Annotated in this window: 21 protein-coding genes and 1 pseudogene; 8 read left to right on the forward strand and 14 right to left on the reverse strand. The window is 73.3% G+C overall.

Translation table 11 applies throughout. The features are described from left to right. Positions 1–13: 13 nt before the first annotated feature. Together ACWCYY_RS26575 and ACWCYY_RS26580 are read right to left on the reverse strand one after the other, a co-directional pair. A complete protein-coding gene (locus tag ACWCYY_RS26575) occupies positions 14–1,612 on the reverse strand; it encodes an acyl-CoA carboxylase subunit beta (protein WP_345290833.1) in 1,599 nt (532 codons plus the stop codon). Next, the gene (locus ACWCYY_RS26580; RefSeq protein ID WP_449797474.1) at positions 1,609–3,282 is read right to left on the reverse strand and encodes an acyclic terpene utilization AtuA family protein; all 1,674 of its coding nucleotides are present in this window, start codon (positions 3,280–3,282) and stop codon (positions 1,609–1,611) included. The genes ACWCYY_RS26575 and ACWCYY_RS26580 overlap by 4 nt, the downstream gene beginning before the upstream one ends. 113 nt (positions 3,283–3,395) lie before the next feature. Between ACWCYY_RS26580 and ACWCYY_RS26585 the strand changes: the two genes are divergently transcribed. After that, complete coding sequence (locus ACWCYY_RS26585) at positions 3,396–4,136, forward strand: VOC family protein (protein ID WP_449797475.1); 741 nt, start codon at positions 3,396–3,398, stop codon at positions 4,134–4,136. A 68-nt stretch (positions 4,137–4,204) separates the two neighbouring features. Here ACWCYY_RS26585 and ACWCYY_RS26590 read toward each other — a convergent pair whose 3' ends face one another. The 4 genes and pseudogenes from ACWCYY_RS26590 to ACWCYY_RS26605 all read right to left on the reverse strand — a co-directional run. Beyond that, a complete protein-coding gene (locus tag ACWCYY_RS26590; protein WP_449797476.1) occupies positions 4,205–4,423 on the reverse strand; it encodes a hypothetical protein in 219 nt (72 codons plus the stop codon). 180 nt (positions 4,424–4,603) lie between these two features. Then, positions 4,604–5,524 carry a hypothetical protein gene (locus ACWCYY_RS26595; RefSeq protein ID WP_449797477.1) on the reverse strand — a complete coding sequence of 307 codons (921 nt, stop codon included), beginning with the start codon at positions 5,522–5,524 and terminating at the stop codon, positions 4,604–4,606. A 195-nt stretch (positions 5,525–5,719) separates the two neighbouring features. Continuing rightward, a complete protein-coding gene (locus ACWCYY_RS26600) occupies positions 5,720–6,505 on the reverse strand; it encodes a hypothetical protein (RefSeq protein ID WP_449797478.1) in 786 nt (261 codons plus the stop codon). Continuing rightward, positions 6,498–6,869, reverse strand: a pseudogene (locus ACWCYY_RS26605) (methyltransferase domain-containing protein); the annotation flags it as partial. The pseudogene ACWCYY_RS26605 and the gene ACWCYY_RS26600, both read right to left, overlap by 8 nt. Positions 6,870–7,330: 461 nt before the next feature. Here ACWCYY_RS26605 and ACWCYY_RS26610 point away from each other — a divergent pair. Both ACWCYY_RS26610 and ACWCYY_RS26615 read left to right on the forward strand, forming a co-directional pair. Then, entirely contained in the window at positions 7,331–7,933 is a 603-nt protein-coding gene (locus tag ACWCYY_RS26610; RefSeq protein WP_449797479.1) for a hypothetical protein, read from the forward strand. Positions 7,934–8,003: 70 nt separating this feature from the next. Continuing rightward, positions 8,004–9,086: an RICIN domain-containing protein gene (locus ACWCYY_RS26615; protein ID WP_449797480.1), complete on the forward strand. Its 1,083-nt coding sequence runs from the start codon at positions 8,004–8,006 to the stop codon at positions 9,084–9,086. Positions 9,087–9,392: 306 nt separating this feature from the next. Here ACWCYY_RS26615 and ACWCYY_RS26620 read toward each other — a convergent pair whose 3' ends face one another. The 6 genes from ACWCYY_RS26620 to ACWCYY_RS26645 form a co-directional block, all read right to left on the reverse strand. After that, positions 9,393–9,740 (reverse strand): hypothetical protein, encoded by a 348-nt coding sequence (locus tag ACWCYY_RS26620; RefSeq protein ID WP_449797481.1) that lies wholly within the window; start codon positions 9,738–9,740, stop codon positions 9,393–9,395. Between the two features lie 87 nt (positions 9,741–9,827). After that, positions 9,828–10,604, reverse strand: a complete 777-nt coding sequence (locus tag ACWCYY_RS26625) for a class I SAM-dependent methyltransferase (RefSeq protein WP_345290844.1) — start codon at positions 10,602–10,604, stop codon at positions 9,828–9,830. Positions 10,605–10,630: 26 nt separating this feature from the next. After that, the gene (locus ACWCYY_RS26630; RefSeq protein WP_449797482.1) at positions 10,631–11,407 is read right to left on the reverse strand and encodes a hypothetical protein; all 777 of its coding nucleotides are present in this window, start codon (positions 11,405–11,407) and stop codon (positions 10,631–10,633) included. A 160-nt stretch (positions 11,408–11,567) separates the two neighbouring features. After that, entirely contained in the window at positions 11,568–13,592 is a 2,025-nt protein-coding gene (locus ACWCYY_RS26635; RefSeq protein WP_449797483.1) for a PIG-L family deacetylase, read from the reverse strand. Between the two features lie 74 nt (positions 13,593–13,666). Beyond that, positions 13,667–14,884, reverse strand: a complete 1,218-nt coding sequence (locus tag ACWCYY_RS26640; protein WP_449797484.1) for an MFS transporter — start codon at positions 14,882–14,884, stop codon at positions 13,667–13,669. 64 nt (positions 14,885–14,948) lie between these two features. Next, complete coding sequence (locus ACWCYY_RS26645) at positions 14,949–15,191, reverse strand: hypothetical protein (protein ID WP_449797519.1); 243 nt, start codon at positions 15,189–15,191, stop codon at positions 14,949–14,951. Between ACWCYY_RS26645 and ACWCYY_RS26650 the strand changes: the two genes are divergently transcribed. Then, on the forward strand, positions 15,094–15,981 hold the full coding sequence (locus ACWCYY_RS26650) for a helix-turn-helix domain-containing protein (protein ID WP_449797518.1): 888 nt from the start codon (positions 15,094–15,096) through the stop codon (positions 15,979–15,981). The genes ACWCYY_RS26645 and ACWCYY_RS26650 overlap by 98 nt on opposite strands. Positions 15,982–16,012: 31 nt before the next feature. Here the strand turns inward: ACWCYY_RS26650 and ACWCYY_RS26655 are convergent, their stop codons facing one another. Continuing rightward, positions 16,013–17,245, reverse strand: a complete 1,233-nt coding sequence (locus ACWCYY_RS26655) for a serine hydrolase domain-containing protein (RefSeq protein WP_449797485.1) — start codon at positions 17,243–17,245, stop codon at positions 16,013–16,015. Positions 17,246–17,501: 256 nt separating this feature from the next. Here ACWCYY_RS26655 and ACWCYY_RS26660 point away from each other — a divergent pair, with 256 nt between their 5' ends. From ACWCYY_RS26660 to ACWCYY_RS26670, 3 genes are all read left to right on the forward strand, one after another. Further along, on the forward strand, positions 17,502–17,900 hold the full coding sequence (locus ACWCYY_RS26660) for a DUF302 domain-containing protein (RefSeq protein WP_449797486.1): 399 nt from the start codon (positions 17,502–17,504) through the stop codon (positions 17,898–17,900). 320 nt (positions 17,901–18,220) lie between these two features. After that, a complete protein-coding gene (locus tag ACWCYY_RS26665; RefSeq protein ID WP_449797487.1) occupies positions 18,221–20,371 on the forward strand; it encodes an MMPL family transporter in 2,151 nt (716 codons plus the stop codon). A gap of 136 nt (positions 20,372–20,507) precedes the next feature. Further along, entirely contained in the window at positions 20,508–21,704 is a 1,197-nt protein-coding gene (locus ACWCYY_RS26670; RefSeq protein ID WP_380149203.1) for an FAD-dependent oxidoreductase, read from the forward strand. Positions 21,705–21,759: 55 nt separating this feature from the next. Here ACWCYY_RS26670 and ACWCYY_RS26675 read toward each other — a convergent pair whose 3' ends face one another. Further along, positions 21,760–21,918 carry a hypothetical protein gene (locus ACWCYY_RS26675; RefSeq protein WP_380149205.1) on the reverse strand — a complete coding sequence of 53 codons (159 nt, stop codon included), beginning with the start codon at positions 21,916–21,918 and terminating at the stop codon, positions 21,760–21,762. 128 nt (positions 21,919–22,046) lie between these two features. Here ACWCYY_RS26675 and ACWCYY_RS26680 point away from each other — a divergent pair, with 128 nt between their 5' ends. Beyond that, positions 22,047–22,562, forward strand: coding sequence for a GNAT family N-acetyltransferase (locus ACWCYY_RS26680; protein WP_345290854.1), 516 nt, complete (start codon positions 22,047–22,049; stop codon positions 22,560–22,562). Positions 22,563–22,657 lie beyond the last annotated feature (95 nt).

A 22,657-nucleotide genomic window follows, 5' to 3' on the forward strand; every position in this document is an offset into this window, starting at 1 on the left:
GTCCGGTAGCTGCCTACATCCGGAAGACGCCGTAGCCGCGCGCGCCCTCCACCGGGGCGCTGTGGATCGCGGAGAGGCAGATTCCGAGTACGGTGCGGGTGTCCCTGGGGTCGATCACCCCGTCGTCGTAGAGCCGCCCGGAGAGGAAGACCGGCAGCGACTCCGCCTCGATCTGCTGCTCCACCATGGCCCGGATCGCCGCGTCGGCGTCCTCGTCGTACGGCTGCCCCTTGGCCGCCGCCGACTGCCGGGCCACGATCGACAGCACCCCGGCCAGCTGCTGCGGGCCCATGACCGCCGACTTGGCGCTCGGCCAGGCGAACAGGAACCGCGGCTCGTACGCCCGCCCGCACATGCCGTAGTGCCCGGCCCCGTAGGAGGCCCCGATCAGCACGGACAGGTGCGGGACCTTGCTGTTGGAGACCGCGTTGATCATCATCGCGCCGTGCTTGATGATGCCGCCCTGCTCGTAGGCCTGGCCGACCATGTAGCCGGTGGTGTTGTGCAGGAAGAGCAGCGGGATGTCCCGCTGGTTGGCCAACTGGATGAACTGGGCCGCCTTCTGGGACTCCGGGCTGAACAGCACGCCCTGGGCGTTGGCGAGGATGCCGACCGGGTAGCCGTGCAGCTCGGCCCAGCCGGTCACCAGGCTCGGCCCGTACAGCGGCTTGAACTCGTCGAAGTCCGAGCCGTCCACGATCCGGGCGATCACCTCGCGCGGGTCGAACGGCACCTTGAGGTCGGCCGGGACCAGCCCGAGCAGCTCCTCCTCGTCGTACTTCGGCGGCGCGGCCGTGAGCTCGGGCGAGGCGCCCGCCTTCTGCCAGTTGAGCCGCCGGACGATCCGCCGGGCGGTGCGCAGCGCGTCGTGCTCGTCCTCGGCCAGGTGGTCGGCCAGCCCGGAGGTGCGGGCGTGCATCCCGGCGCCGCCCAGGGACTCGTCGTCCGACTCCTCGCCGGTGGCCATCTTCACCAGCGGCGGCCCGCCGAGGAAGACCTTGGCCCGCTCGCGGACCAGCACGGTGTGGTCGGACATGCCGGGCACGTACGCGCCGCCGGCGGTGGAGTTGCCGAACACCACCGCCACGGTGGGGATCCCGGCGGCGGAGAGGCGGGTGAGGTCGCGGAAGAGCGCCCCGCCCGGGATGAAGATCTCCTTCTGGCTGGGCAGGTCGGCCCCGCCGGACTCCACCAGGTTGACCAGCGGAAGGCGGTTGGCGAGGGCGATCTCGTTGGCCCGCAGCGCCTTGCGCAGGGTCCACGGGTTGCTGGCCCCGCCGCGCACGGTCGGGTCGTTGGCGGTGATCACGCACTCGGTGCCCTCGACCACCCCGATCCCGGTGACCAGCGCCGCCCCCACCGGGTAGTCGCTGCCCCAGGCGGCGAGCGGCGACAGTTCCAGGAAGGGCGAGCCCGGGTCCAGCAGCAGCTCGATCCGCTCCCTGGCCGGGAGCTTGCCCCGACTCCGGTGCCGCTCCAGGTACTTGGGGCCGCCACCGGCCAGCGCCTTGGCGTGCTCGGTGTCCAGCTCGGCCAGCTTGGCCAGCATCGCGGCGCGGTGCTCGGCGAACTCGGGGGAGGACGGGTCGAGGCGGGTGGGCAGCGTGGTCACAGCAGCTCCTCCGGGAGGTCGACGTGGCGGGCGCGCAGCCACTCGCCCAGGGCCTTGGCCTGCGGGTCGAAGCGGTGCTGGGAGGCGACCCCCTCGCCGAGCAGGCCGACCAGTTCGAAGTTGACGGCGCGCAGGTGCGGGAGCAGGTGCCGCCGGACGGTCAGGGGGGCGGTCTCCGGGAGGAGTTCGCGGAGCCGGTCGACGGTGAGCTCGTGTGCCAGCCAGCGCCAGCCCGCCTCGGTGCGGGCCCACACCCCGAGGTTGGCGTCGCCGCCCTTGTCGCCGCTGCGGGCGCCGAAGGCGCGGCCGAGCGGGGCGCGCCGGGTGGGCGTGCCGCGCGGCGGCGGGGGCGGGAGGGGTGGTGCCTCGGCGGGCTCCAACTCCTGGGTGGTGGAGGGTGGTTCGATGGTGCGCCGGGAGCCGTCGGGGAGGACGGCGGTGTGCGGGACGGTGGCCGCCTCCAGGTGGGCGCTCTCGAAGACGCCGTACGGGGTGGCCGGGCCGGGAGGCGCGGTGACGTGGAAGCCGGGGTAGCCGGAGAGACCGAGCTCGACGGCGGCGGAGGTGAGGGCCCGGCCGACGGCGTGCTGGTCCCGGCTGCGGACGGTCAGCCGTAGCAGCGCGGAGGCGGTCTCCTCGGTCGCGGCGTCGGGGTGGTCGGTCCGGGCGAGCGTCCACCGGGCGTCGAGCTCGGCCGTGCTGCGCGCGAGTTGGCGCCTGACCAGCTCGGCCTTCGCCTCGATGTCCAGGCCGGTGAGGACGAAAACCACCTCGTTGCGCCAGCCGCCGAGCCGGTTGAGTCCGACCTTGAGGGTCGGGGGCGGAGCCTCGCCCCTGACCCCGTGGATCCGCACGCGGTCCGGTCCCTCCTGGGTGAGGCGTACGGTGTCGAGGCGGGCGGTGACGTCCGGACCGGCGTAGCGGGCACCCGAAGTCTCGTACAGCAGCTGGGCGGTGACGGTCTCGGTGGTGACCGCGCCGCCGGTGCCGGGGTGCTTGGTGATCAAGCTGGAGCCGTCGGCGTGCAGCTCGGCGATCGGGAAGCCGGGGTGGGTGACGTCGTGCTCGCCGAAGAAGGCGTAGTTGCCGCCGGTGGCCTGGGCTCCGCACTCCAGCACGTGCCCGGCCACGACCGCGCCGGCCAGCGCGTCCAAGTCGCCCTCGCCCCAACCGAAGTGGGCCTGGGCGGGGCCGCTCACCAGTGCGGCGTCGGTGACGCGGCCCGTCACCACCAGCTGGGCGCCGGCCTTCAGGCACTCGGCGATGCCGCGACCGCCCAGGTAGGCGTTGGCCGCCAGCAGGCCGGCCGGGAGGCCTGGCCGGCCGAGGACGTCGTCCCCCTCCACCACGCCGACCGCCAGCGGAATGCCCTGTTTCGTCGCCAACTCGTGCACCGCCTCGGCGAGCCGGGCGGGGTTGAGGCCGCCCGCGTTCACCACGATCCGCACGTTCCGGTCGGTTGCCTCGCCGAGGCACTCCTCCAACTGGCGCAGGAAGGTGCGGGCGTAGCCGAGGCCCGGGTCCTTCAGCCGGTCGCGCGCCAGGATCAGCATCGTCAACTCGGCCAGGTAGTCCCCGGTCAGCACGTCCAACGGCCCGCCGGTCAGCATCTCCCGCACCGCCGCGAAGCGGTCCCCGTAGAACCCCGACGCGTTCCCGATCCGCAGCACCCCGAGCCCCCTCCTGCCGCCTGGCCCTGCCCGACGCGGAGCAGCCTGACAGGCCCTCAGGAACAAATCAAGCATGCCTGCTTGTTTTGTCCGGCCTCACTAGGATCGCCTCCATGGCACTGCGACCCGTCCACGTGAACGTCAAGGCCGTCGACAGCGCGGCGGTCGGCCGCTTCTGGGCCGCCGCCCTCGGCTGGCCCGTCCACAGCCCGGGCGTCACCACCTACACCGGCCCTGCGGGCGGGTCCGTCTGGCCGGAGCCGGTCGGCCTCGGCATCTGTGTCGTCCCCGTCCCCGACGCCAAGCCCGCCACGAAGAACCGGACCCACCTCGACCTGGCCACCACCTCGCCCGCCCACCACGCCGCCGTGGTCGAGCGGTTGCTCGCCCTCGGGGCGACGCGTGCCGACATCGGCCAGGGCGAGGTTCCGTGGACCGTACTGGCCGACGTCGAGGGCAACGAGTTCTGCGTGCGGGAGCCCCGGACGGCGGACCGGGACACCGGGCCGATCGCCGCCGTGGTGCTCGACAGCACCGACCCGCGGGCCGCAGCGCACTTCTGGGGCGAGGCCACCGAGTGGACCGTGCACGCGCTGGACGACGACCGCGCGACTCTCCGCGCGCCCGAAGGAACCGGCCCCGTCCTGGAGTTCCGCCGGGTCCACGGCCCGCCGGTCGGACCCGGCCGGCTCCACCTCGACCTGCTGCCGGGCCCCGGTGACGACAAGGCCCTGGAGGTCGCCCGGGTGGCGGCCCTCGGCGCCTCCGCCCTGGACCTCGGCCAGGGTGCCGTCCCGTGGACCTGCCTCACCGACCCCGAGGGGCACGAGTTCTGCGTCCTCGCCCACCACTGAGCCCACCACTGAGCCCACGACCGAGCCCACGACCGAGCCCGACGTGCGGTGGGACCCCGAGCTCGAGCTCAGCGGACGAAGTCGCACACCTTGCCGGGTGGGCACGGCTTGGGGGTGTTGTCGGTGACCAGACCGAACAGCAGGATCAACGCCGTCAGCAGCAGCATCGGGCCGCCGATGACCACCAGTCCCGGATGATGGTGGTACAGGGCCGTGCACCAGACGGCGATCTTCTGGCGCAAGGTGCGGCGGGCCGGGCCGGCCGCACCGGGACGGTCACCCGTCATGACTCCCCCAAGGATCGCCCACGCTGCGGACACCAGTACCTCGGCTATGCCCGCCCGGGCGCATCCACTACCCCGGTGAGGAGGGCGAGTTGGCGCTTCGTCCCGGCCGACCTGCTCACGCCGGAACGGGGCCGTGAACTCCTGTCCGCCCCGCGCGGCTGACGCTCCATGGCCGGGCCGTCACTCGTCGCGGTACCGGTGCAGCCGGGGGCTGCGGATCGCGGGCAGGCGGACCAGGGTGTGGCTGAAGGCCCTGGGGTCCGGCCGCAGCGGGTGCCAGGGGCGCGGCGCGAGTGGGTAGTCGTCGCGCAGGATGCCCGGCGGGAGCACTCCCGTGAGGGGGACCGGCGAGGTCTCCTCCGGACCGGTGAGGTACGCCCAGATTCCGCTGTCCAGTGGTACCACCGCCGCCTGACGGTCAGTCGGGCGCCACGGCTCGCCGCTGCCGGGGTGACGGGGGACGAGCAGGACGTCCCGGCGGGTCCGGGGCTCCGGGAGACCGGGCCCGGCCAACCCCACCGAGAGAGGGTCCGGCCCGGCCGGAAGGCATCGGGCCACGGCGGGGCCGAGCAGCTCGGCGACCGGGCCGACGGGCAGGGTCACGGGCCGGCCGTCGGTGGCCGCCACCAGGTGCGCGAGGGCGACGCCGATCGCGGCCTCCCAGCGCCGGCTCCACCAACCGTCGGGATCGACGGGCGGGACGCGGTGCTCGGCGCGGGCCAGGTCCGCCCAGGAGGGCTGCGGGCCGGCCGGGAGCCCCGAGGGGCGGCGGACGACCGCGTCCGGTTCCAGCCAGACGGTCTGCCACGAACCGCAGTCGTCGATCCGGGTCGCCACCGCCCGGCCGCACCCCTCGCAGGCCAGGTTCGGGCCGTCCCGCCCGTCGATTCCCCGGCAGTAGCCCTCGCACCTCTCCGGGATCAGGGCCACCGACCTCGAGTCACCGGGCGCGATCACGATCCTGCCGCGCGCGCCGAACGAAACGGAGTACACCGGGGCGAACACTCCCTGACGGGCCGCCACTTCGGCTCCGACGTCCTGCCACAGCCGCCAGGGCGGCCCCGTGGGCGAGGGGTCGACGGCGTACGTCGCCGGTTCCATCAGCGGAGGATGGAGCTCCTCCCACGCGCCGTGGTGGGTGTGGACGGGCAGGGCGACCCGGGACACCGGCGCCGTCAGTTCGGTGCCGCACCCGGCACACGCGAACACGTGCAAATAAGCTCCCCCTGTTGTGGTTCCCCGGGATTGTGACCCGCCCGCCGCTGAGGGTCCACCGGATTACGGAACGGTCGCGGGTCAGGCCACCGGGTGGTCGGGGTCGTCCAGCCAGACGGTCTGGGTGCCGTCCGGGGCGACGGTCACCCCGAAACGGGTGAGGTCGGGCCGTCCATCCTCGAGCCACCGACTGCGGGCTGCCGTGACCTCGTCCCAGAGACGGCGCGGGCCGGACTGACGGACGGCGTCGGGCGCCTGCCATCGGTGGTGGCGGGCGGTGGCCAGAGAGCCTGCGGCGTCGGTGAGTTGGATGCGGTACGTCGTGCTCGGGTCCGCAGGGTCCCAGCGGTGCTGGTAGCGGACTCCGGGCACGCGAAGGCCGATGGCGAAAGCGGAGTGGACGGTCTCCAACGCGAGGTCGGGGTCGATGGCGGAGGGGCTGAGATGGGTGGGCGCGGTGGGCGCGGCGGGTGCGGCCGTCGGCACGTCGGGACGGTGGGCCCGCATCCACATGAAGCTGACGGCGTCGACGAAACGGCCGTGTGAGGCGGCGTCAGGGGCGCCGACGGTGAGGCGGAGCAGGCCGGCGTTGGCGTACGGGGTGCCCCAGGGTGTGACGATGACGCCGCCGGGGCGGGTCTGCCGGAGCCAGGGGAGCGGGATGCGCTGGACGGCGGCGGTGGAATGGATCCGGTCGTACGGCGCGTCGAGGGGCCACCCGGCGAGGCCGTCGCCGACGGCACAGGTCGGCGCGAAGCCCGCTGCCCTCAGTCGGTGGGCGGCTTCGGCGGCCAAGTTCGGATCCACCTCGATGGTGGTGACGCTGTGGTCGCCGAGCCGAGCCGAGCCGGGCGCAGAGCAGGGCACTCGTCCAGCCGGTGCCAGTCCCGACGTCGAGCACGGAGTGTCCGTCGACCACGTCCAGGTGACGGAGCATCACGGCGACGAGGGTAGGCACGGATGCCGAGGACGTGGCGACGCCCGGCCCGATGGCGGTCCCGTCGTCCACCTGGGTGACCACGACGTCGTCGGCGTTGGCCAGGGCCCACCAGCCCTCCGGATCGGCGGCAAGGGTCGTACGGCGGTAGCCGGTCGGTCCGTCGGGATCCGGAGCCCAGACCGCGTTCGGAAGGAAGGCAGAGCGCGGGGCGCGCTCGAAGGCACCCCGCCACTCCGTGCCCAGAGTGCCCGCCGCGGTCATCTCAGCGAGCAACTGTGCGTACTTGTCCATGGGTTGGTGATCCGCCTACTTGCTCGGTGCGGGTGGGACGGGCTTGGTCCACTGGCCGTCGGACTCCCGGGGAGACTGCTGCTTGTCACCGCTTTCGCCGCCCTTGCCGTCTCCGTGCTTGCCGCTCATGAGTGGGTCTCCTATCTGGTGGTGAACTACCTGGTGGGACGCCCGGGCGTGCTGGTACGGCCCGGTGGCATCGGGCCCGGCGGGCGTTCCGGAGGTTGGGGTGGCATCGTCATGGTGGAACCTCCTTGCCTGGGTGGAAGGTTGACGTTGCTTGACCCGTGGTGCCTTGATCGGGCACGGTGAGGGCGCCGCCAATCTGCCGCTGGGTCATCGAGCCGCTTCGCTCTGTCATCAGGGGCAGCGGCGTCCACCACGCCGTGCTCGGCATCGCCCGACTCCACAACCTCCTTCTCACCAGCCTGCGCGGACACCGCGCCCAGTAGAGTGCGGCCGTGGAACAAGTTCCCTGGTTCGAACACGAGACGGACGAGCTGACACCTGCTCAGCAGGAGTTCGCGGCCGTCCTCGCCACCCGCGCGAGCGCCTGGCCGGTGGACCCGCTCAGCACAGTCCTGCTGCCAGCCCCGTACACCCCGTACCGCGAGCTGCTGGCCTACCTGGACATCGACGATCCAGAACGCAACCAGGGTGTACTGACCATCGGAGCCCACTTCGACGGCACCGCCGTCCGCGCGGACACGCTCCACAACCAGGCCTTCACCCTCCCCGACGCGCCAACCGAGTTCACCTTCACCGCTGCCGGCGACCCCACGGACACGGCGACCCGTACAGCCACCTGGTTCGAGGCCGTTCTTGCGCGGCCCCTGGTCCGCTGTGAGTGGTTGCACGGGGGGAGGGTCTACGCAGTCCGCTACGAGTACGCCGACAACGGGCGAGGCCTCAGTGAAGGCTTCGAGACGCCGCTCGCCCCTCCTGGGCTGCAGAAGCGATTCGCGGCCGAGGGCATCGACCGCGGACGTGGTCGGATCAACCGCCCCAGCCTGGGTGAACCCGACCGAGTCATCCATGTCCGAGGCGTGAAGACCACGCCGTAGTTACGGGACAGCCCTAAGGTACATACGGCGTTTTCTCAGCGGCCATTCATGATCCCTAAGCTCACGCCTCGTGAAGAACGTGAAGAAGGCGATCGTGGTGCTCGCCTTGATAATGAGCTACTTCCCGCTGACCTCGACGGCGTTCGCGGCGGCCAAGTCGCCCGCGCAGGTAGTCGAGGACTGCGCCGACCCGAGGCCTACGCAGGCCGGGGACATCATCTACTGGGACCCCGAGTGCTACCTCACCTTCAAGAGCAGCAAGCAGGTATGGGGCGAGGCCACCATGCCCGACAAGCTCGGCAGTGGGAAGAGCCCCATCGCCTACGGCTGCACCAGTAGCGGCAGCGTGAGCGTCGCCGGAACCAAGAGCTCCTCCACCAGCTTCTCCTTCGGCCTCGACATTGGCGGGAAGAAGAAGTTCGGTGACTGGGAGGCCTCCGTCGGGCCCAAGCTCGGTTGGAGCTGGACCTGGAGCACCAGCGACACCCACACGCACACCGCTGCGGTCCCCCTGGGCAGCGTCGGCTGGATCGAGGTCAGGGAGCCGCTGATCGAGGCGGTCGTCGACATCGATGCCCGCTACGACGGCAACAAGAACGAGCTCGTCAAGAACGCGGTCGTCCGGGTGCCGGACACCAGCCGGTCCTTCGCCTGGTTGTACCAGAGCCGCAAGATGACCGACACGGAGCTGAGGGACATCTGCGGGCAGGAGCCCCCGACCACCAAGACCTACGACATGTGGTCGGCCAGCGGCAAGGGTCCGTACAAGAACCTGCTGAGCGGCAAGTGCCTGGCCATCGGCCCCACCGTCCCCAACGGCGGGCTCGTGGTGCAGCGTACCTGCGACGGCGGGGCCGCGCAGAAGTGGAACGCCGTCAAGGCGAGCAACGGCTACTTCACCATCCGCAACAACAACGGCTACTGCCTCACTGTCCCCTACAACAACGGCACCCCGCCCGGCCAGAACACCCAGCTCATGTGGTGGGGCTGCGAGACCCGCTGGGACTCGGGCAACCAGCTCTGGTCGGTCAACCCGACCAAGATCAGCGGTACCTACACCTTCGCCAACCAGTGGACGGGGCTCTGTCTCGCGCCGCACTCCAGCGAGATGACCAAGAACGGTGGCCGGGTGACCATCCGCAAGTGCGCGTAGCGGGATCGGTTGACCCCTCCTATGGAGTCCTCTGCGGAGTGGAGAAGGCTCCGTAGGAGGGGCCCTGTCGACTTTCGCTGGCCAGCCACCCTCATCAGTAGCAGTGCCCGAGCCCGGTCCGAGGCCATCGCCTGGGACCGGGCTCGGCCGGGTTACGAGGTAAGGGAGTTGCGGAGGAGCCCGTCAGTGGCAGGACCCTCGCCGAGTGCACCCGGCTGCTCGCGGGCCCCCGGCCACCGCTTCCCTGACGCACCGTAGGGTGCGCAGGTCGGTCGAAACAGGACGGTCGCTCCGCGGCGGACGGCGCTACGTGCCTGGCGGGACGGCGAACGGGTCGTAGGCCTCGGGCGTGAAGCAGCCGTAGTCCTGCAAGGGCTGCGGATCGGTGAGCACGATCAACTGGCGCTCGCCCGCCGGGGAGAGGCCGTCGGAGCGGTCCAGGACCCGGTGGCCGGGGAGTCCGGGGAACGGTGATGCGTCGGCCGCGAGCTTGCCGAAGCGGTCGATCAGGGCCCACACGGCTCCGTGGACGTCGTGGACGTGCTCCGCCGCCTGCTCCTCGGTGATCCCGGGAGAGGTCTCGCGGTAGGCCGCGCGGGCCGACGCGATGAAGCGCTCCGGGTCGACGATCACCACGTCCTGGCGCGTCCGCACGCTGACTGTCATACCTGCCACCGGGGTTGACGTCTCGTTCACCACGCCACGGTACTGCGCCGGATGCGCGGCGGGCGGCCGATCGGTTCAGGCGGGCGGGACCCGGGCGGTGAGGAGGGGTTGGAAGAAGGAGCTCTCCTCGGGCGGGAGCCAGGTGGGCGAGGTGAAGCCCGATTCGACAGCCAGGTCGGACAGGTGGTCCTGGGGGAGTGCCCAGTACGTGGTGCGTCGCACCTGGACGTCGAAGTCCTCGCCCTTGGGGAGGAGTTGGAAGTGCTCCAGGTCGTAGCGCTCGCCGTCCTCGTGCCAGTGCCAGAGCTGGAAGGTGACGGTCCGTTCGTTCCCCTCGCCGTTGACCTGGGGGGCGGTCGAGGTGGGGCGGGACTGCCGGATCCGGTCGTAGTCCCGGGTGCTGATCAGGAGCAGCCCGCCGTCGCGCAGCACCCGGCGCATCTCGGCGAGGGCCGCGCGGACGTCCTCCGCGGTGAGCAGGTGCGGCAGGGCGTTGTCGGCGCAGACGACGACGTCGAAGGCGGCGTCCTCGAACGGGAGCGAGCGCATGTCGGCGGCGGAGGTCGGGACGGCCAGCCCCCGCCGGTCGGCCTCGTGCCCGGCGCGGTCGGCGGCCGCCGGGCTCAGGTCGGTGCCGGTGACCCGGTGGCCGCGCAGGGCGAGGCCGAGGGCCTGGGTGCCGATGCCGCACGCGCAGTCCAGCACCGTGGCGGGCGAGGGGCCGAGGGTCGAGCGGATCACCGCGTCCAGCGCCGCGCCCTGGGCCGCCACCGAGCTCTCCCAGTCGCGGTAGATCAGGTGGTAGTCCGCTGCGAGCCGGTCGTAGAACCGCGCCACGGAGGTGTCGTCCATGGCGGGCAGGTTACCGGGGGTCCCGGTCATCGGGCCGCCGGCCGGGGCGCCGGGGCGCGGGTCGCGGCGTCCCAGGCCTGTGGGTCGGTGGAGTGGTGGCGGTGGCCGGCGGTGAGGACGGTGCGGAGTTCGTGGAGGTGAGGGGTGTCCGGCGGGAGGTCGAGGCGGGTGAGGAGAGCGAGGGCGGCGGTCGGTTCCAGGTCGCCGTAGAGATCGTGGTAGCTGGTCAGCAGGCCTTGGAAGAGCGGCTCGTGGAGGGCCGGGAGGCGGAGGGCGGTGGCATAGGCCCGCCGCTTCACCGGCCAGGGGACGGGGCCCGAGCAGGCCAGGACGCGGCCGGCCCGGCGGAGGAGGGGTGCCGGGCCGCCCGTCGCCACGATCCGGTCGAGGTCGAGGCCGAGCACCTCGGCGAAGGCCGTCCCGGCGGTCGTGCGGTCCTCGAACCAGTCGACCCAGAGCGAGTAGGTGACGGCCTCGGCGTCCCGCTCGGCCTCCAGCCGGCGGCGGTAGCCGGCCCACAGGGTGGTGGGGGGCAGCGGTCCGTCGGGGCCGCGGTCCGCGAAGCGGATCTCGCAGGTCACCCAGTAGTCGTCGAGGAGGTCCAACAGGCCGAAGGCGAGCTCCAGTTGCCGGTCCGCGTCGAGGGAGGCGTCGGCGAACACCGCGCCGGTCCAGCCGTGCGCGACCTCGTTGGCGGTGAGCAGGCGCCCCGGGGCCTCGGCGTCGGTCCAGCCGGCGGGGGTCTCGGTGATGCCGCACTCGGCGAGCCAGTGGCGGGCGCGCTCGGCCAGCTGTTCGGTCATCCGCGAAGTATGACAATACCCGGGCCTGATGGATCGTCAATTTCCCCGGAAAGCAGTGGGAAAGATCGTGGCGCGATCGCGGTGGTGGTCGGCGCGGGCGGGACGGCTCGGCGCCCGTGACGGGAGCCGGGCCGCCGTCCGCCCGGTGGTCGGGGCTGAGTCAGCCGATGGGCTGCCAGTTGGTGTGGGAGAAGGAGCCGTTGGTGTTCTGGCGGTTGTGGTACATCCGGCCGTCGAGGCCGAGGGCGACGAGGTCGGCCAGGCCGTTGCGGTCGACGCCCGTGGCGGGGACGCCGACGATCTGGCCGGCGGCGCCGGGGCCGCGCAGGTCGGCCCAGCTGCCGAACGCTCCGTTCGGGGCGTTCTGGACGCTCACGCTGATCCCTCCGCCGAGGTTGCGGACGAACGCCACGATCCGCCCGTCGCCGCGGGTGACCGCGGCGGGTGCGCCGACGCCACCGTCGTCGGGGCCGCCGCCGAGCGCGCCCGCCGCGGCGGCCCAGCCGCCGCCGGGGGAGGTCTGCCAGAGGGTCATGGTGTAGGACTTGGCCGAGAGGTCGACCAGCGGGTCAACGGCGTCGAGCTGGCGGTAGAGGAGTTCCAGCCTGCCGTCCTGGTCCATCGCGACCGTCGGGGCGCTGGTGGGTGCGACCGGGAGGTCGCCGCCCCGGACGAAGGGCTGGTTGGTCGCGGGCTGGTACCAGTGCAGCACCGAGGCGCCGGCGTTACGGGGCGCCAAGCCGAAGAGTTCGATCCGGCGGTCCTTGGTGGTGAAGACGGCGGGGGCCTCCTGGATGCCGCTGCCGCCCATGTCGGCCCAGCCGCTCCACCCACCATTGGGGGTGGTCTGCCAGGTCGAGCTGATCCCGCCGCCCGCGTTGCGGACGAACACCTGGAGCCGGCCGTCCTCGTTGGACGCCGCGACCGGAGCGCTGACCTGCAGGGCGTCGGTGGGCAGGTTGGGGCTGCCGAGCGATCCCCACGCCCAGCCGCCGGCCGCCGTCTGGTAGTTGGAGACGATCGCGCCGGTGTCGGACCGCTGGCCGAGGACCTCGATCCGACCGTCCTGGTCGCGGCCCACCGACACGCCCGCGGCGAGCGGCCCGGGTGCCTGGGCGTGGACCGTCGGCCCGGTCCAGGCACCGGAGGAGTTCTCCTGCCATTCGAAGAGCTTGCCGCTCTCCACCGCGAAGGCGTGCAGCCAGCCGTTCCGGTCGGAGATCACCGACTGGGTGGAGCGGGGCGTCCGGTACTGCTGGCGGGACTCCCAGCACTGGTAGTACGCGTTGCTCGCCCCGGCCGGGTTGCAGGCCGACGGGAACTCACCGGTGGACGGGTCCCTGGGCAGCAGTGGGTCGTTGGGCGCGTAGGCGCCCTCGAAGGTCGTGACCTTCTCCAGGGCCGCGGCACTGGAGAGGTTCGCGGGCGTGTCCTGGATGTTGTAGTCGCGGTAGTGCTCCACCACCACGCGCTGCGGGGCGGTCCCGCCGTACCGGCCGACGGCCTTGTCGGCGAACCGGGCCGCGGCGGTGTGGTCGGGGTTGTCGCCGTGGAACTCGGGCTTGAAGCCGAGCTCTCCGGCCAGCAGCGGGTCCGGTGCGGGGTCCTGGATCCGGACCAGGGTGGGGTTGGCGGAGGCCAGGATCCGCGTCAGGACGTCGTCCAGCCCGGCACTGCTGTAGGACTGGGGCCACCTGCCGTTGTCGGCCATGGCGAGCGTGGGTTCGGTGCCGCCGTTCCAGATCCGGTTCAGCGCCCCCAGCCCCTGGTAGGCGTCCGCCCCGCCGTCGTGGAGGCCGAGGAAGTACAGGTTGACGTTGCCGAGCGCGTAGCGCTCCACGGTGTGCGTGCCGAACGTCACCTCGCCGAAGTTCCAGCAGGCGTCCGGGCAGGTCACGCCGAGCATCTGGGAGTACGCCGCCAGCGCGCCGTTCTGACGCTGCCTGGCGTACTCGACGCCGGCGGTGGCCTCGCCGGCGCTGAGGTAGACCGTGGTGATCGGTATGCCGGCCTTGATGCTGTTGGACAGGTCCGGGTTCATGAACAGCAGGTCGTCGTCCTCGTGGGCGACGATCTGGACGATTCCCGCCCCGGGCTGGGCCGCCCGGGCCGCCTGAGTGAGCGTCAGGGGCGCTGCCGCCACCACGGCGGCGGTGAGCAGTGTGCCCAGTCGTCTGAGACGCATCGTGTCTCCCTCATCTAGATGATCATGACGGTGTCGGCGCACGGTAGCAGCGACGGGCCCCGGGGGCATCCGGGTTACGGCGCGCGCCGTAGGCCGCGGACGGCCGGGACGGCGAGGAGGGCGGCGCAGCCGGTGAGGCAGGTGGCGGCGGAGAGGAGCAGGAGGTGGGAGGGGGAGGCGAGGTGGGTGGCAGGGCCGGCGAGGAGTTGGCCCAGGGTGATGCCGGTGATGGAGCCGGCGAGTTCGTAGGCGGAGACGCGGTTGAGGACGGCGGGCGGGGTGTGGGTCTGGACGCTGGTGGCCCACATGACGGACCAGAAGGCGAGGGCTGCGCCGCCGAGGACGTGGGCGGTGAGCAGGAGCGGGAGGGAGGTGGTGAGGGCGGTGCCGAGGGGGAGGGCGGTGTAGAGGCCGAGGACGGCGGCGCCGGCGGCGAGGGGGCGGGTGGGGCGCAGGCGCAGGGCGAGCAGGCCGCCGAGGACGGTGCCGACGCCGAGGAAGGAGACGGCCAGTCCGTAGCTGCCGGGGCCGAGCCGGGCGCCGATCAGGGCCGAGCTCAGCGGGACCAGGGGGCCGAAGAGCAGGACGCCGTAGAGGAGCCAGATCAGGATCACCGACCACATCCAGGGGCGGTCGCGGAACTCCCGCCAGCCCTGGTGCAGTTCGACGCGGAGGGAGGTGCGGGGAAGGGACGGTGGGTCGGGGAGGCGGAGGAGGCCGAGGCAGAGGGCGCTGAGGAGGAAGGTGGCGGCGTCGACGGCGTAGACCGCACCGGCGTCGGTGAGGGCGATCAGCAGGCCGGCCAGGGCCGGGCCGAGGAGGTGGGCGAGGGCGTCGGCCACCTTGAGGGTGGCGTTGGCGCGCTGGGGGTCGCGGGCGACCAGCGGGACCATGCCGTTGACGCCCGGGAGGAACATCGCCACCGCCGCGCCGGCGACCGAGGCCAGGGCGACCAGCAGCCAGAAGGGCGGCGGTCCGGCGAAGAAGGCCGCGGCCAGGGCACCTTGGGTGCCGACCCGGACGAGGTCCGCGCCGACCATCAACCGCCGCGCCCCGAGGCGGTCGGAGAGCACCCCGCCGAAGAGGACCAGGAGCACGAAGGTCCCCGTCCAGGCCCCGAGGACGGCTCCCACGCCGGACACCCCGTACAGGGCCCCGACCGCCAGCGCCGTGGCCACCGGCATCATCGCGTCGCCGAGGAGGGAGACGGCCCGTGCGGTGAAGTAGAGGGCGAACCGCCGGTTCCAGAGGGGGTGTTGGGCGGTGGGACGGGAGAGCTGGGCAGTGGTCACGGTGTCGATCATGGGGGTGGCCGGGAGGCGGCCCCAGTGTCCGGAACGACATCATGGGGTACTTTCACGCCATGACGCCGCCGAGCAGGTCGAGCAGGTCGAGCAGGTCAGGTAGGTCGAGCAGGCCGGGGAAGTCCACCGCGCCGCACCGGGTGGTCGCGCTCCTGGCGGCGCCGCAGTCGGCGTTCCTGCTCGGGTGCGCCGCCGAGGTGTTCCGGGAGGGCGGGGCGGAGCGGTACGCGTTCGGGGTCGCCGCGGAGCGGCCGGGGGCGGTGCGGAGCGAGGCCGGGTACGAGCTGCTGGTCACCGCCGGGTTGGAGGCGCTGGAGGGAGCCGACACGGTGCTGGTCCCGGGGTGGGGCGCCGGAGAGGTGCCGGAGGCGGTGTGCGCGGCGGTGCGGCGGGCGCACGGGCGCGGGGCGCGGATCGTCGGGCTCTGCTCGGGGGCCTTCGTGCTCGCCGCCGCCGGGCTGCTGGACGGGCGCCGGTCGGCCACGCACTGGGCGCGGGCCGGGGAGTTGGCGGTCCGTCATCCGCGGGTGCGGGTCGATCCGGCGGTGCTGTACGTGGACCACGGGGACGTGGCCACCAGCGCCGGCTCGGCGGCGGCGGTGGACCTGTGCCTGCACCTGGTGCGGACGGACCACGGCGCGGCCCACGCGCTGCGGGTGGCACGGAAGTTGGTGATGCCGCCGCACCGGGAGGGGTGCCAGTTGCAGTACGCCGAGCTGCCGGGCGAGGGCGAGCGGCCGGTGGCGGACTCGTTGGCACCGCTGCTGGAGTGGCTGTCCGGGCGGCTGGACCAGCCGGTGAGCGTGGCGGAGATGGCGCTGCGGGCGCAGCTCTCGCCCCGGACGCTGACCCGGCGCTTCACCGAACAGCTCGGCCTCAGCCCCGGCCGCTGGCTGCTGGACCGCCGACTCGCCGCCACCCGCGCGCTGTTGGAGGAGACCGACCTCCCGGTGGAGACCATCGCCCACCGCGTGGGCCTCTCCTCGGCGGTCAACCTGCGCCGCCGCTTCCACGAGGCCCTGCGCACCACCCCCGCCGCCTACCGCCGCGCCTTCCGGGCAGCCGGGGGGCCGGACCGGAACTGAGCGGGGGGCAGGGGCGGGGGTGGTGAGGAGGTCAGGGCCTGCTGGGGAGGGTGTAGACGTGGTCGGGGGTGGCGATCTCGGTGACGGCCTTGGCGAAGAGGCCGCTGGGCTCGTGGCCGTCGTGGAGGACGTCGGTGTTGAGGAGGATGACCATGGTGGCGTCGGCCTCGGGGAGGTACATGGTGACGCTCTCGTAGCCGGGGAGGGAGCCGTCGTGGCCGATCCACCCGTGGGTGGCGAACAGGCCGAGGCCGTAGCCGCCGTCGCTCAGGCCGGGGACGGGGACGAACTTCTCGCGCTCGTGCTGGGTGGCGGGGGTGAGCAGCTCGCCGGTGGCCAGCACCTTGGCCCAGTCCCGCAGGTCGCACAGGTCGGAGACCATCGCCCCCGCCGCCCAGGCCCAACTCGGGTTCCAGTGCGTGGAGTCCTCGACCTCGCCGCTGAGGGTCTGGTTGGTGTAGCCGTGCGGATAGGGGGAGGGGAGGGCGGTGTCGTGCGCGAGGAAGGTCTCGTCCAGGCCGGCCGGGCCGGTGACGTTGCGCAGGAGGAAGTCCTGCAGCGGTAGGTTGCCGAGCTTCTCCACCACCAGGCCGAGCAGGACGGTGTTGGTGTTGGAGTACTGGAACTGCGTCCCGGGCGCGAAGACGTTGTCGTGCTTGAACGCGTAGCCCAGCAACTCCTTCGGAGTGAAGGAGCGTTGGGGGTTGCTCAGCAGGTCGTGCTGGAAGTCCGGGTCGAAGGTGTACGAGTACAGGCCGCTGCGCATCTCGGCCATCTGACGGATGGTGATCTCGTCCCCGCAGGGCACGCCGTCCAGGTAGGTGGAGATCGGTGCGTCCAGGTCGACCAGGCCCCAGTCGACCAGCTTGAGCAGGGCGGTGATGGTGAAGGTCTTGGTCTCGCTGCCGATCCGGAAGTGCATCGCCGGGTCCATCGGCTCGCCGGTCTGCTTGTCGGCCACGCCGAAGGTCTTGAGGTACTCCCCGCGGCCGGGCAGCCAGAGGCCCGCGATGACCCCGGGGGTGCCGGTCTCCTGCCGGACGCGTTCGATGGCCTCGTCCAGGCGGGCGACCAGGGCCGGGTCGAGCCCCTCGGTGGAGACGGTCGCGGCCGGGTGGGCGGCCGTGGCGGCGGCGGGCGGCGCGGGGAGGAGCGTGGTGGGGCGGTGCCGGGCCTCGGCCGGGGGAGCGGCGAGGGCGACCGGGAGCAGGGTGGAGAGGGTGAGCAGGGCGGCGGCGAGCCTGCGGGCGGGGGTGCGTCGCATGGGCGGGACGGCCTCTCTTCCGGATGGGGGACCTTGCGTGCCCACGGTCACACCGGAGCCGGATGCGGGCGGACCGGCCCCGGGGGAGGCCCGGCGATTCCACCCGTACGGACCCGGGCCGGCCCGGAGAGGCCCGCGCTGACCGGGCCGTGGGCGCGGCGGAAGCGGGGGAACGGCTGATGGGATACCCCCTGGGGTATGGTGAGAGAAGATGGATCAATGCCCCCAGGGGTATTCGGAGAGATGGAGTGGAGACATGGAGCAGGAGCTGACCGTCGCGCTGGACGTCCCGTTCGCCGAGGCCGTCGCGCGGGTGCGCGACGCGCTGGCGGGGCAGGGGTTCGGCGTGCTGACCGAGATCGACGTGCAGGCCACGCTGCGGGCCAAGCTCGGCGAGGAGATGGAGGACTACCTCATCCTCGGCGCCTGCAACCCGCCGCTCGCGCACCGCGCACTGGCGGTGGACCGCCGGATCGGCCTGCTGCTGCCGTGCAACGTGGTGGTCCGGACGGAGGCCGGCCGGACGGTGGTCGAGGCCGCCGACCCGCAGCTGCTCGTCGCCTTCACTGGCCACCCGGAGCTGGCCCCGGTCGCCGACGAGGCGGCGGAGCGCCTCCGCGCAGCCCTGGCCGCCCTGGCCACCCTGGCCGGCTGAGCCGACTCGCCCGGCGGCACCGCTCTGCGGCGACCGGTCCGGCCACCCCGGCCGACGGAAGCGCGGGCCCGCTCGGCGGCGTGCTGTGCCGCGTGGCTGGGCCCGTGTAGCTCGCGCGGCCGGCGGGTGCTTCCCGGCCGTGGTGCTCGCCTGCCGGACGCGCCCGCTCGGCGGGCGTGCCGGGCCGCGTGGCTGGGTCCGCGGCGCTCGCGCGGCCGGCCGGTGTTCCTCGGTCGTGGTGCTCGTCCGTCGGACAGTCCCGCTTGACGGCGGGCCTTTTCTTCGCCCCCGTATATACCCCCACCCGTATAGGAAGTCCCATGAGCATCCTCGCGAAGGTCGCCCCCACGCTCTCCGAACCACCCTCAAGCCCCGGCCTGCTGGGCCGTCTCGGCCTCTGGTCGGTGGCGCACTTCAAGTCCGTGCTGGTCGGCTGGCTGGTGGTGGTCGCCGCGCTGGGGGCCTTCGCCCCGCAGGTGACCACGGCGCTGTCCGGGGCGGGCTGGCAGGCGGACGGGTCCGAGTCGGTGAAGGTCCGTCAGCTCGCCGAGCGGCACTTCGCCGGGAACGCCTCCACCGCACTGCAGATCGTGGTCGCCGCCGACCGCCCGGTGGGCGACCCGGCCGTCCGGCAGGTGATCGACCGGGCCGGGGAGCTGGCGGCCGCCGATCCGCGGGTCTCCGTCGTGGTGCCCCCGCAGGAGGGGGCGACGGTGAGCCAGGACGGCCGCACGGCCGTACTGCTGGCCGGAGCGGCGGCCTCGCCGGACGACATGGTGCGCGCCGCCGACGATCTCAAGGGTCCGCTCGCGGCCCTGTCGGGCGGCGGGGTGGAGGTGCACGCGACCGGAGCCTCGGTGCTCTGGAGCGACTTCAACAAGGCCAATCACGACGCGATGATGAAGTCCGAGGTGATGTCCTGGCCGGTCACGCTGGCCATTCTGGTGCTGGCCTTCGGATCGCTGGTCGCGGCCGGGCTGCCGCTGCTGCTGACCATGGCGGGGCTGGCCGCCTCGGCCGGTTCGCTGGTGCTGATCAGTCATCTGTTCCCGGTCTCCATCTGGGCGATGAACTTCGCGATGATGTTCGCCCTCGCCCTCGGCATCGACTACGCGCTCTTCCTGGTGGTGCGGTTCCGGGCGGCCCGCGCCGCCGGCCAGGGAGACGGCCGGGCGGTGGCCGAGACGATGGACACGGCGGGCAAGGCGGTGCTGCTCTCCGGAGCCACCGTGCTGGTCAGCCTCTCCGCCGTGATGCTGGTGCCCTCCCCGGCCTTCAGGTCGATGGCGGGCGGCATCATGCTGGCGGTGCTGTTCGTGCTGGCCGCCACCCTCACCCTGCTGCCGGCCGTGCTGGGCCGCCTGGGCCACCGGGTGGACGCCGTCGCCCTGCCGTGGGCCAAGCGGGCCGGGCACAGCTCCCCGCGCTTCGCGGCTTGGGGCGAGCGCCTGTGGCGCCACCCCGTCCGCTACGGCGCGCTGGCCCTGGTGGCGCTGCTCGCCCTTGCCGCGCCGGTGCTCGGCCTGCGCACGGCCATGCCCTCGATCACGGTGCTGCCGACGGACGCCGACGCCCGGGCCGGGTACACCGCCGTCCAGCAGGCCTTCGGCCCCGGCGCGCCGGGTGCCCTGCAGGTCGTGGCCCCGGCCGGGCAGGCCGAGGCCGTCGCCGGGCAGCTCGCCGCCGCGCCGGGCATCGCCGGGGTGATGCCCGGTCAGCAGGCGGCCGACGGTTCGGGGCTGACGCTGATCCAGGCCGTCCCGTCCGTGGACCCGTCCAGCCCGGAGCTGGAGCGCACCGTGGACGCGCTGCGCGCGCAGCTGCCGGAGGGGGCGCTGGTCGGTGGCGCGGCGGTGGAGAACCTCGACCTCCAGGCGCTGCTCACCGCGAAGACGCCGCTGGTGATCGGGGTGGTGATGGCGCTCGGCTTCCTGCTCCTGCTGGTCGCGCTGCGGGCTCCGCTGATCGCGGCGCTCGGCACGCTGGCCAGCCTGCTCTCCACCGGCGCGGCGTTCGGCGTCGCCCGGCTGGTGTTCCAGGACGGCCACGGGGCCGGGCTGTTGGGCTTCACCTCGCAGGGCTTCCTGGACGGGTGGGCGCCGGTGTTCTTCTTCGCCATGATCTTCGCCATCGCGATGGACTACACCGTCTTCCTGCTCGCCTCCGCGAAGGAGCAGTACGAGCGCACCGGTGACCCGCGCCGGGCGATGGTCGGCGCGCTGGCCCACTCCGGGCGGGTGGTCTTCGCGGCGGCCGGGGTGATGGTCGCGGTGTTCTTCACCTTCGCGATCTCCGGGCCGCTGCCGCCCAAGGAGATGGGCATCGTGCTCGGCGTGGCGGTGCTGCTGGACGCGGCGCTGGTGCGGCTGGTGCTGCTGCCGGTGATGCTGCGCCTGACCGGGCGGGCCGCCTGGCACACCCCGAGGTGGCTGGACAGGGTGCTGCCGAAGGTGACCTTCTCGCACGGCTGAGGGGGTGGGGCCGACGGCCCGGGCAACGGGCCCGGGCCGTCGGCGTGGTGTCGGTTCGTCAACCGACCACGCTTGCACGGCCGTTCTGCCAGGATGGGAGGGCGGGTGACCGGGACACGGCAAGAGGGGGCGGCGGATGGCGCGGATCGTGGTGGCCGGAGGCGGGATCGCCGGGACGGCGGCGGCCCTGGCGCTGCACAAGGCGGGGCACGAGCCGGTGGTCCACGAGGCGCACCCGGACACGGGTGAGGACATCGGCGCCTTCATGACCTTGGCCAGCAACGGCATGCGGGCGCTGGCCGGCTTCGACGCCGAGCGGGCGGTGGCCGGGGTCGGCTTCGACGTCACCGCGATGACCGTGCTCGACGCGCAGGGCGCGGAGCTGGCCTCCGTCCCGCTCGGGGAGGTGGAGCGGCCGCTGGCCCGGTACCGCTGTCTGCGGCGGGCCGAGCTCGGGGCGGTGCTCCAGCGGGAGGTCCGGCGGCGGGGGATCCCGCTGCGGCACGGCGCCCGGCTCGCCTCGGTGACCGAGACGGAGGAGGGGGTGACGGCGCACTTCGCCGACGGATCCTCGGAGGCCGGTGACCTGCTGGTGGGCGCGGACGGGCTGCACTCGGCGGTGCGCGGGTGGCTGGAGCCGGACGGGGCCGGGCCCGAGTACGCCGGGCAGCGGGTGTTCTACGGGTACAGCACGGCCGCGCCGCCGCCGGTGGCCGCACCCGACCTGATCACCATGGTGCGGGGCAGCGAGGCGGCCTTCGGCTACCTGGTCTCGCCGGCCGGGCGGACCTTCTGGTTCGCGCGGGTGGCGGGCGCGCCGGTGGGCGCGGAGGAGCGGGCGCGGACCACCCCGGCGCAGTGGCGGGCCTGGCTGGAGCCGCTGCTGCGGCCGGACCGGACGCCCTGCGCGGACATCGTGGCGGGGACGGGCGAGGAGCTGATGGTCACCAACGCCCTGCACCTGCCGGCGGGGAACCGCTGGCGCAGCCGCCGTGTGGTGCTGATCGGCGACGCCGCCCACGCCGCCTCCCCGGCCACCGGGCAGGGGGCGTCGATGGCCCTGGAGGACGCGGTGGTGCTGGCCAAGGCCCTGCGTGACGCCCCGTCGGCCGAGGCCGCCCTGGCGGCCTACGAGTACCACCGCCGCCCGCGCACCGACCTCAACACCGCCACCAGTGCCCGCCTCACCGCGAGCCGCCCGCCGGCCGGCTCCGGTCCGCAGGACGGCCCCCCGCCACAGGACTCCGCTCGCCCCGCGACCCGTCCCGACGAGGCCCTGCTCCGCCTGCTGGACTGGGACACCCCGCTCCCGCCCCGGGAGCCCGCCGCCTGACGGCGGGGTCGGAGGGCGGACGGCCCGGCCGGCACGGGCGTCGCTCCGCGTCGGGTCAGCGGCCGAGCAGGCGGGCCAACAGGCCCTTGCGGGTGGACGGGTCGCAGTCGCAGCGGGCGCTCTTCGGGATGCCGGCCAGGACCTGCTCGACGTGCAGGCCGCAGCCCGCGTGGGTGGCCTTGCCGCAGGTGCGGCAGGTGGTGCGTCGGCACACGGGGGACTCCTCGGGGGTGGGGGTTTCGAGGCCAGTATACCCCCATGGGTATCTGAGCTGCGGGGACGGCGGGCCGGGGGAGGGGTAAATCCCTTGCGGGGCACCGGAGTCGACTCCACACTGTGCCGGTGCTGATCAGACGAGAGACCCCCGCCGACGTGGCCGCCGTCCGGGCCTTGACCGCCGCCGCCTTCGCCAAGCTGGAGACCGTCGAGCCCTTCGAGGTCGAGCTGCTGGACCAGCTGCGCGCCGGGCCGGCCTGGATTCCCGAGCTGTCGATGGTGGCCGAGGGGCCGGACGGCGAGGTGGTCGGGCACGTGGTGTGCAGCCGGGCCCACGTGGACGGGGTGCCGGTGGTCGGGCTGGGCCCGATCAGCGTGCTGCCGGGGCACCAACGGAAGGGCGTGGGGCTGGCGTTGGTGCACGCGGTGATCGGGGGCGCGGACGCGCTCGGGGAGCCGCTGGTGGCCCTGCTCGGGAGCCCGGAGTACTACGGGCGCTACGGCTTCCGCCGCAGTACCGACCTGGGCGTCAACGCGCCGGACCCGAGCTGGGGCCGGTTCTTCCAGGTCCGCCCGCTGGCCTCCTACCAGCCGTCCCTGCGCGGGGACTTCGTCTACCCACAGGCCTTCGACCCGGCCTGACGGGGCGTCGGCCGGGGCACCCGCCCGGTCGGTCCCCTGTCGGGAACGGCGCGGTGGCGGCACTCTTGGAGGGCCCGCACCACCCACCCCCGGCT

It is taken from the genome of Kitasatospora sp. NPDC001664 (assembly GCF_053596675.1).

Coding starts and splice junctions, on each gene's coding strand:
- ACWCYY_RS26585 (WP_449797475.1), top strand. CDS start 3,396: ATGGCACTGCGACCCGTCCACGTGAACGTCAAGGCCGTCGACAGCGCG.
- ACWCYY_RS26590 (WP_449797476.1), bottom strand. CDS start 4,423: ATGACGGGTGACCGTCCCGGTGCGGCCGGCCCGGCCCGCCGCACCTTG.
- ACWCYY_RS26595 (WP_449797477.1), bottom strand. CDS start 5,524: ATGGAACCGGCGACGTACGCCGTCGACCCCTCGCCCACGGGGCCGCCC.
- ACWCYY_RS26625 (WP_345290844.1), bottom strand. CDS start 10,604: ATGGACGACACCTCCGTGGCGCGGTTCTACGACCGGCTCGCAGCGGAC.
- ACWCYY_RS26630 (WP_449797482.1), bottom strand. CDS start 11,407: ATGACCGAACAGCTGGCCGAGCGCGCCCGCCACTGGCTCGCCGAGTGC.
- ACWCYY_RS26635 (WP_449797483.1), bottom strand. CDS start 13,592: ATGCGTCTCAGACGACTGGGCACACTGCTCACCGCCGCCGTGGTGGCG.
- ACWCYY_RS26655 (WP_449797485.1), bottom strand. CDS start 17,245: ATGCGACGCACCCCCGCCCGCAGGCTCGCCGCCGCCCTGCTCACCCTC.
- ACWCYY_RS26660 (WP_449797486.1), top strand. CDS start 17,502: ATGGAGCAGGAGCTGACCGTCGCGCTGGACGTCCCGTTCGCCGAGGCC.
- ACWCYY_RS26665 (WP_449797487.1), top strand. CDS start 18,221: ATGAGCATCCTCGCGAAGGTCGCCCCCACGCTCTCCGAACCACCCTCA.
- ACWCYY_RS26670 (WP_380149203.1), top strand. CDS start 20,508: ATGGCGCGGATCGTGGTGGCCGGAGGCGGGATCGCCGGGACGGCGGCG.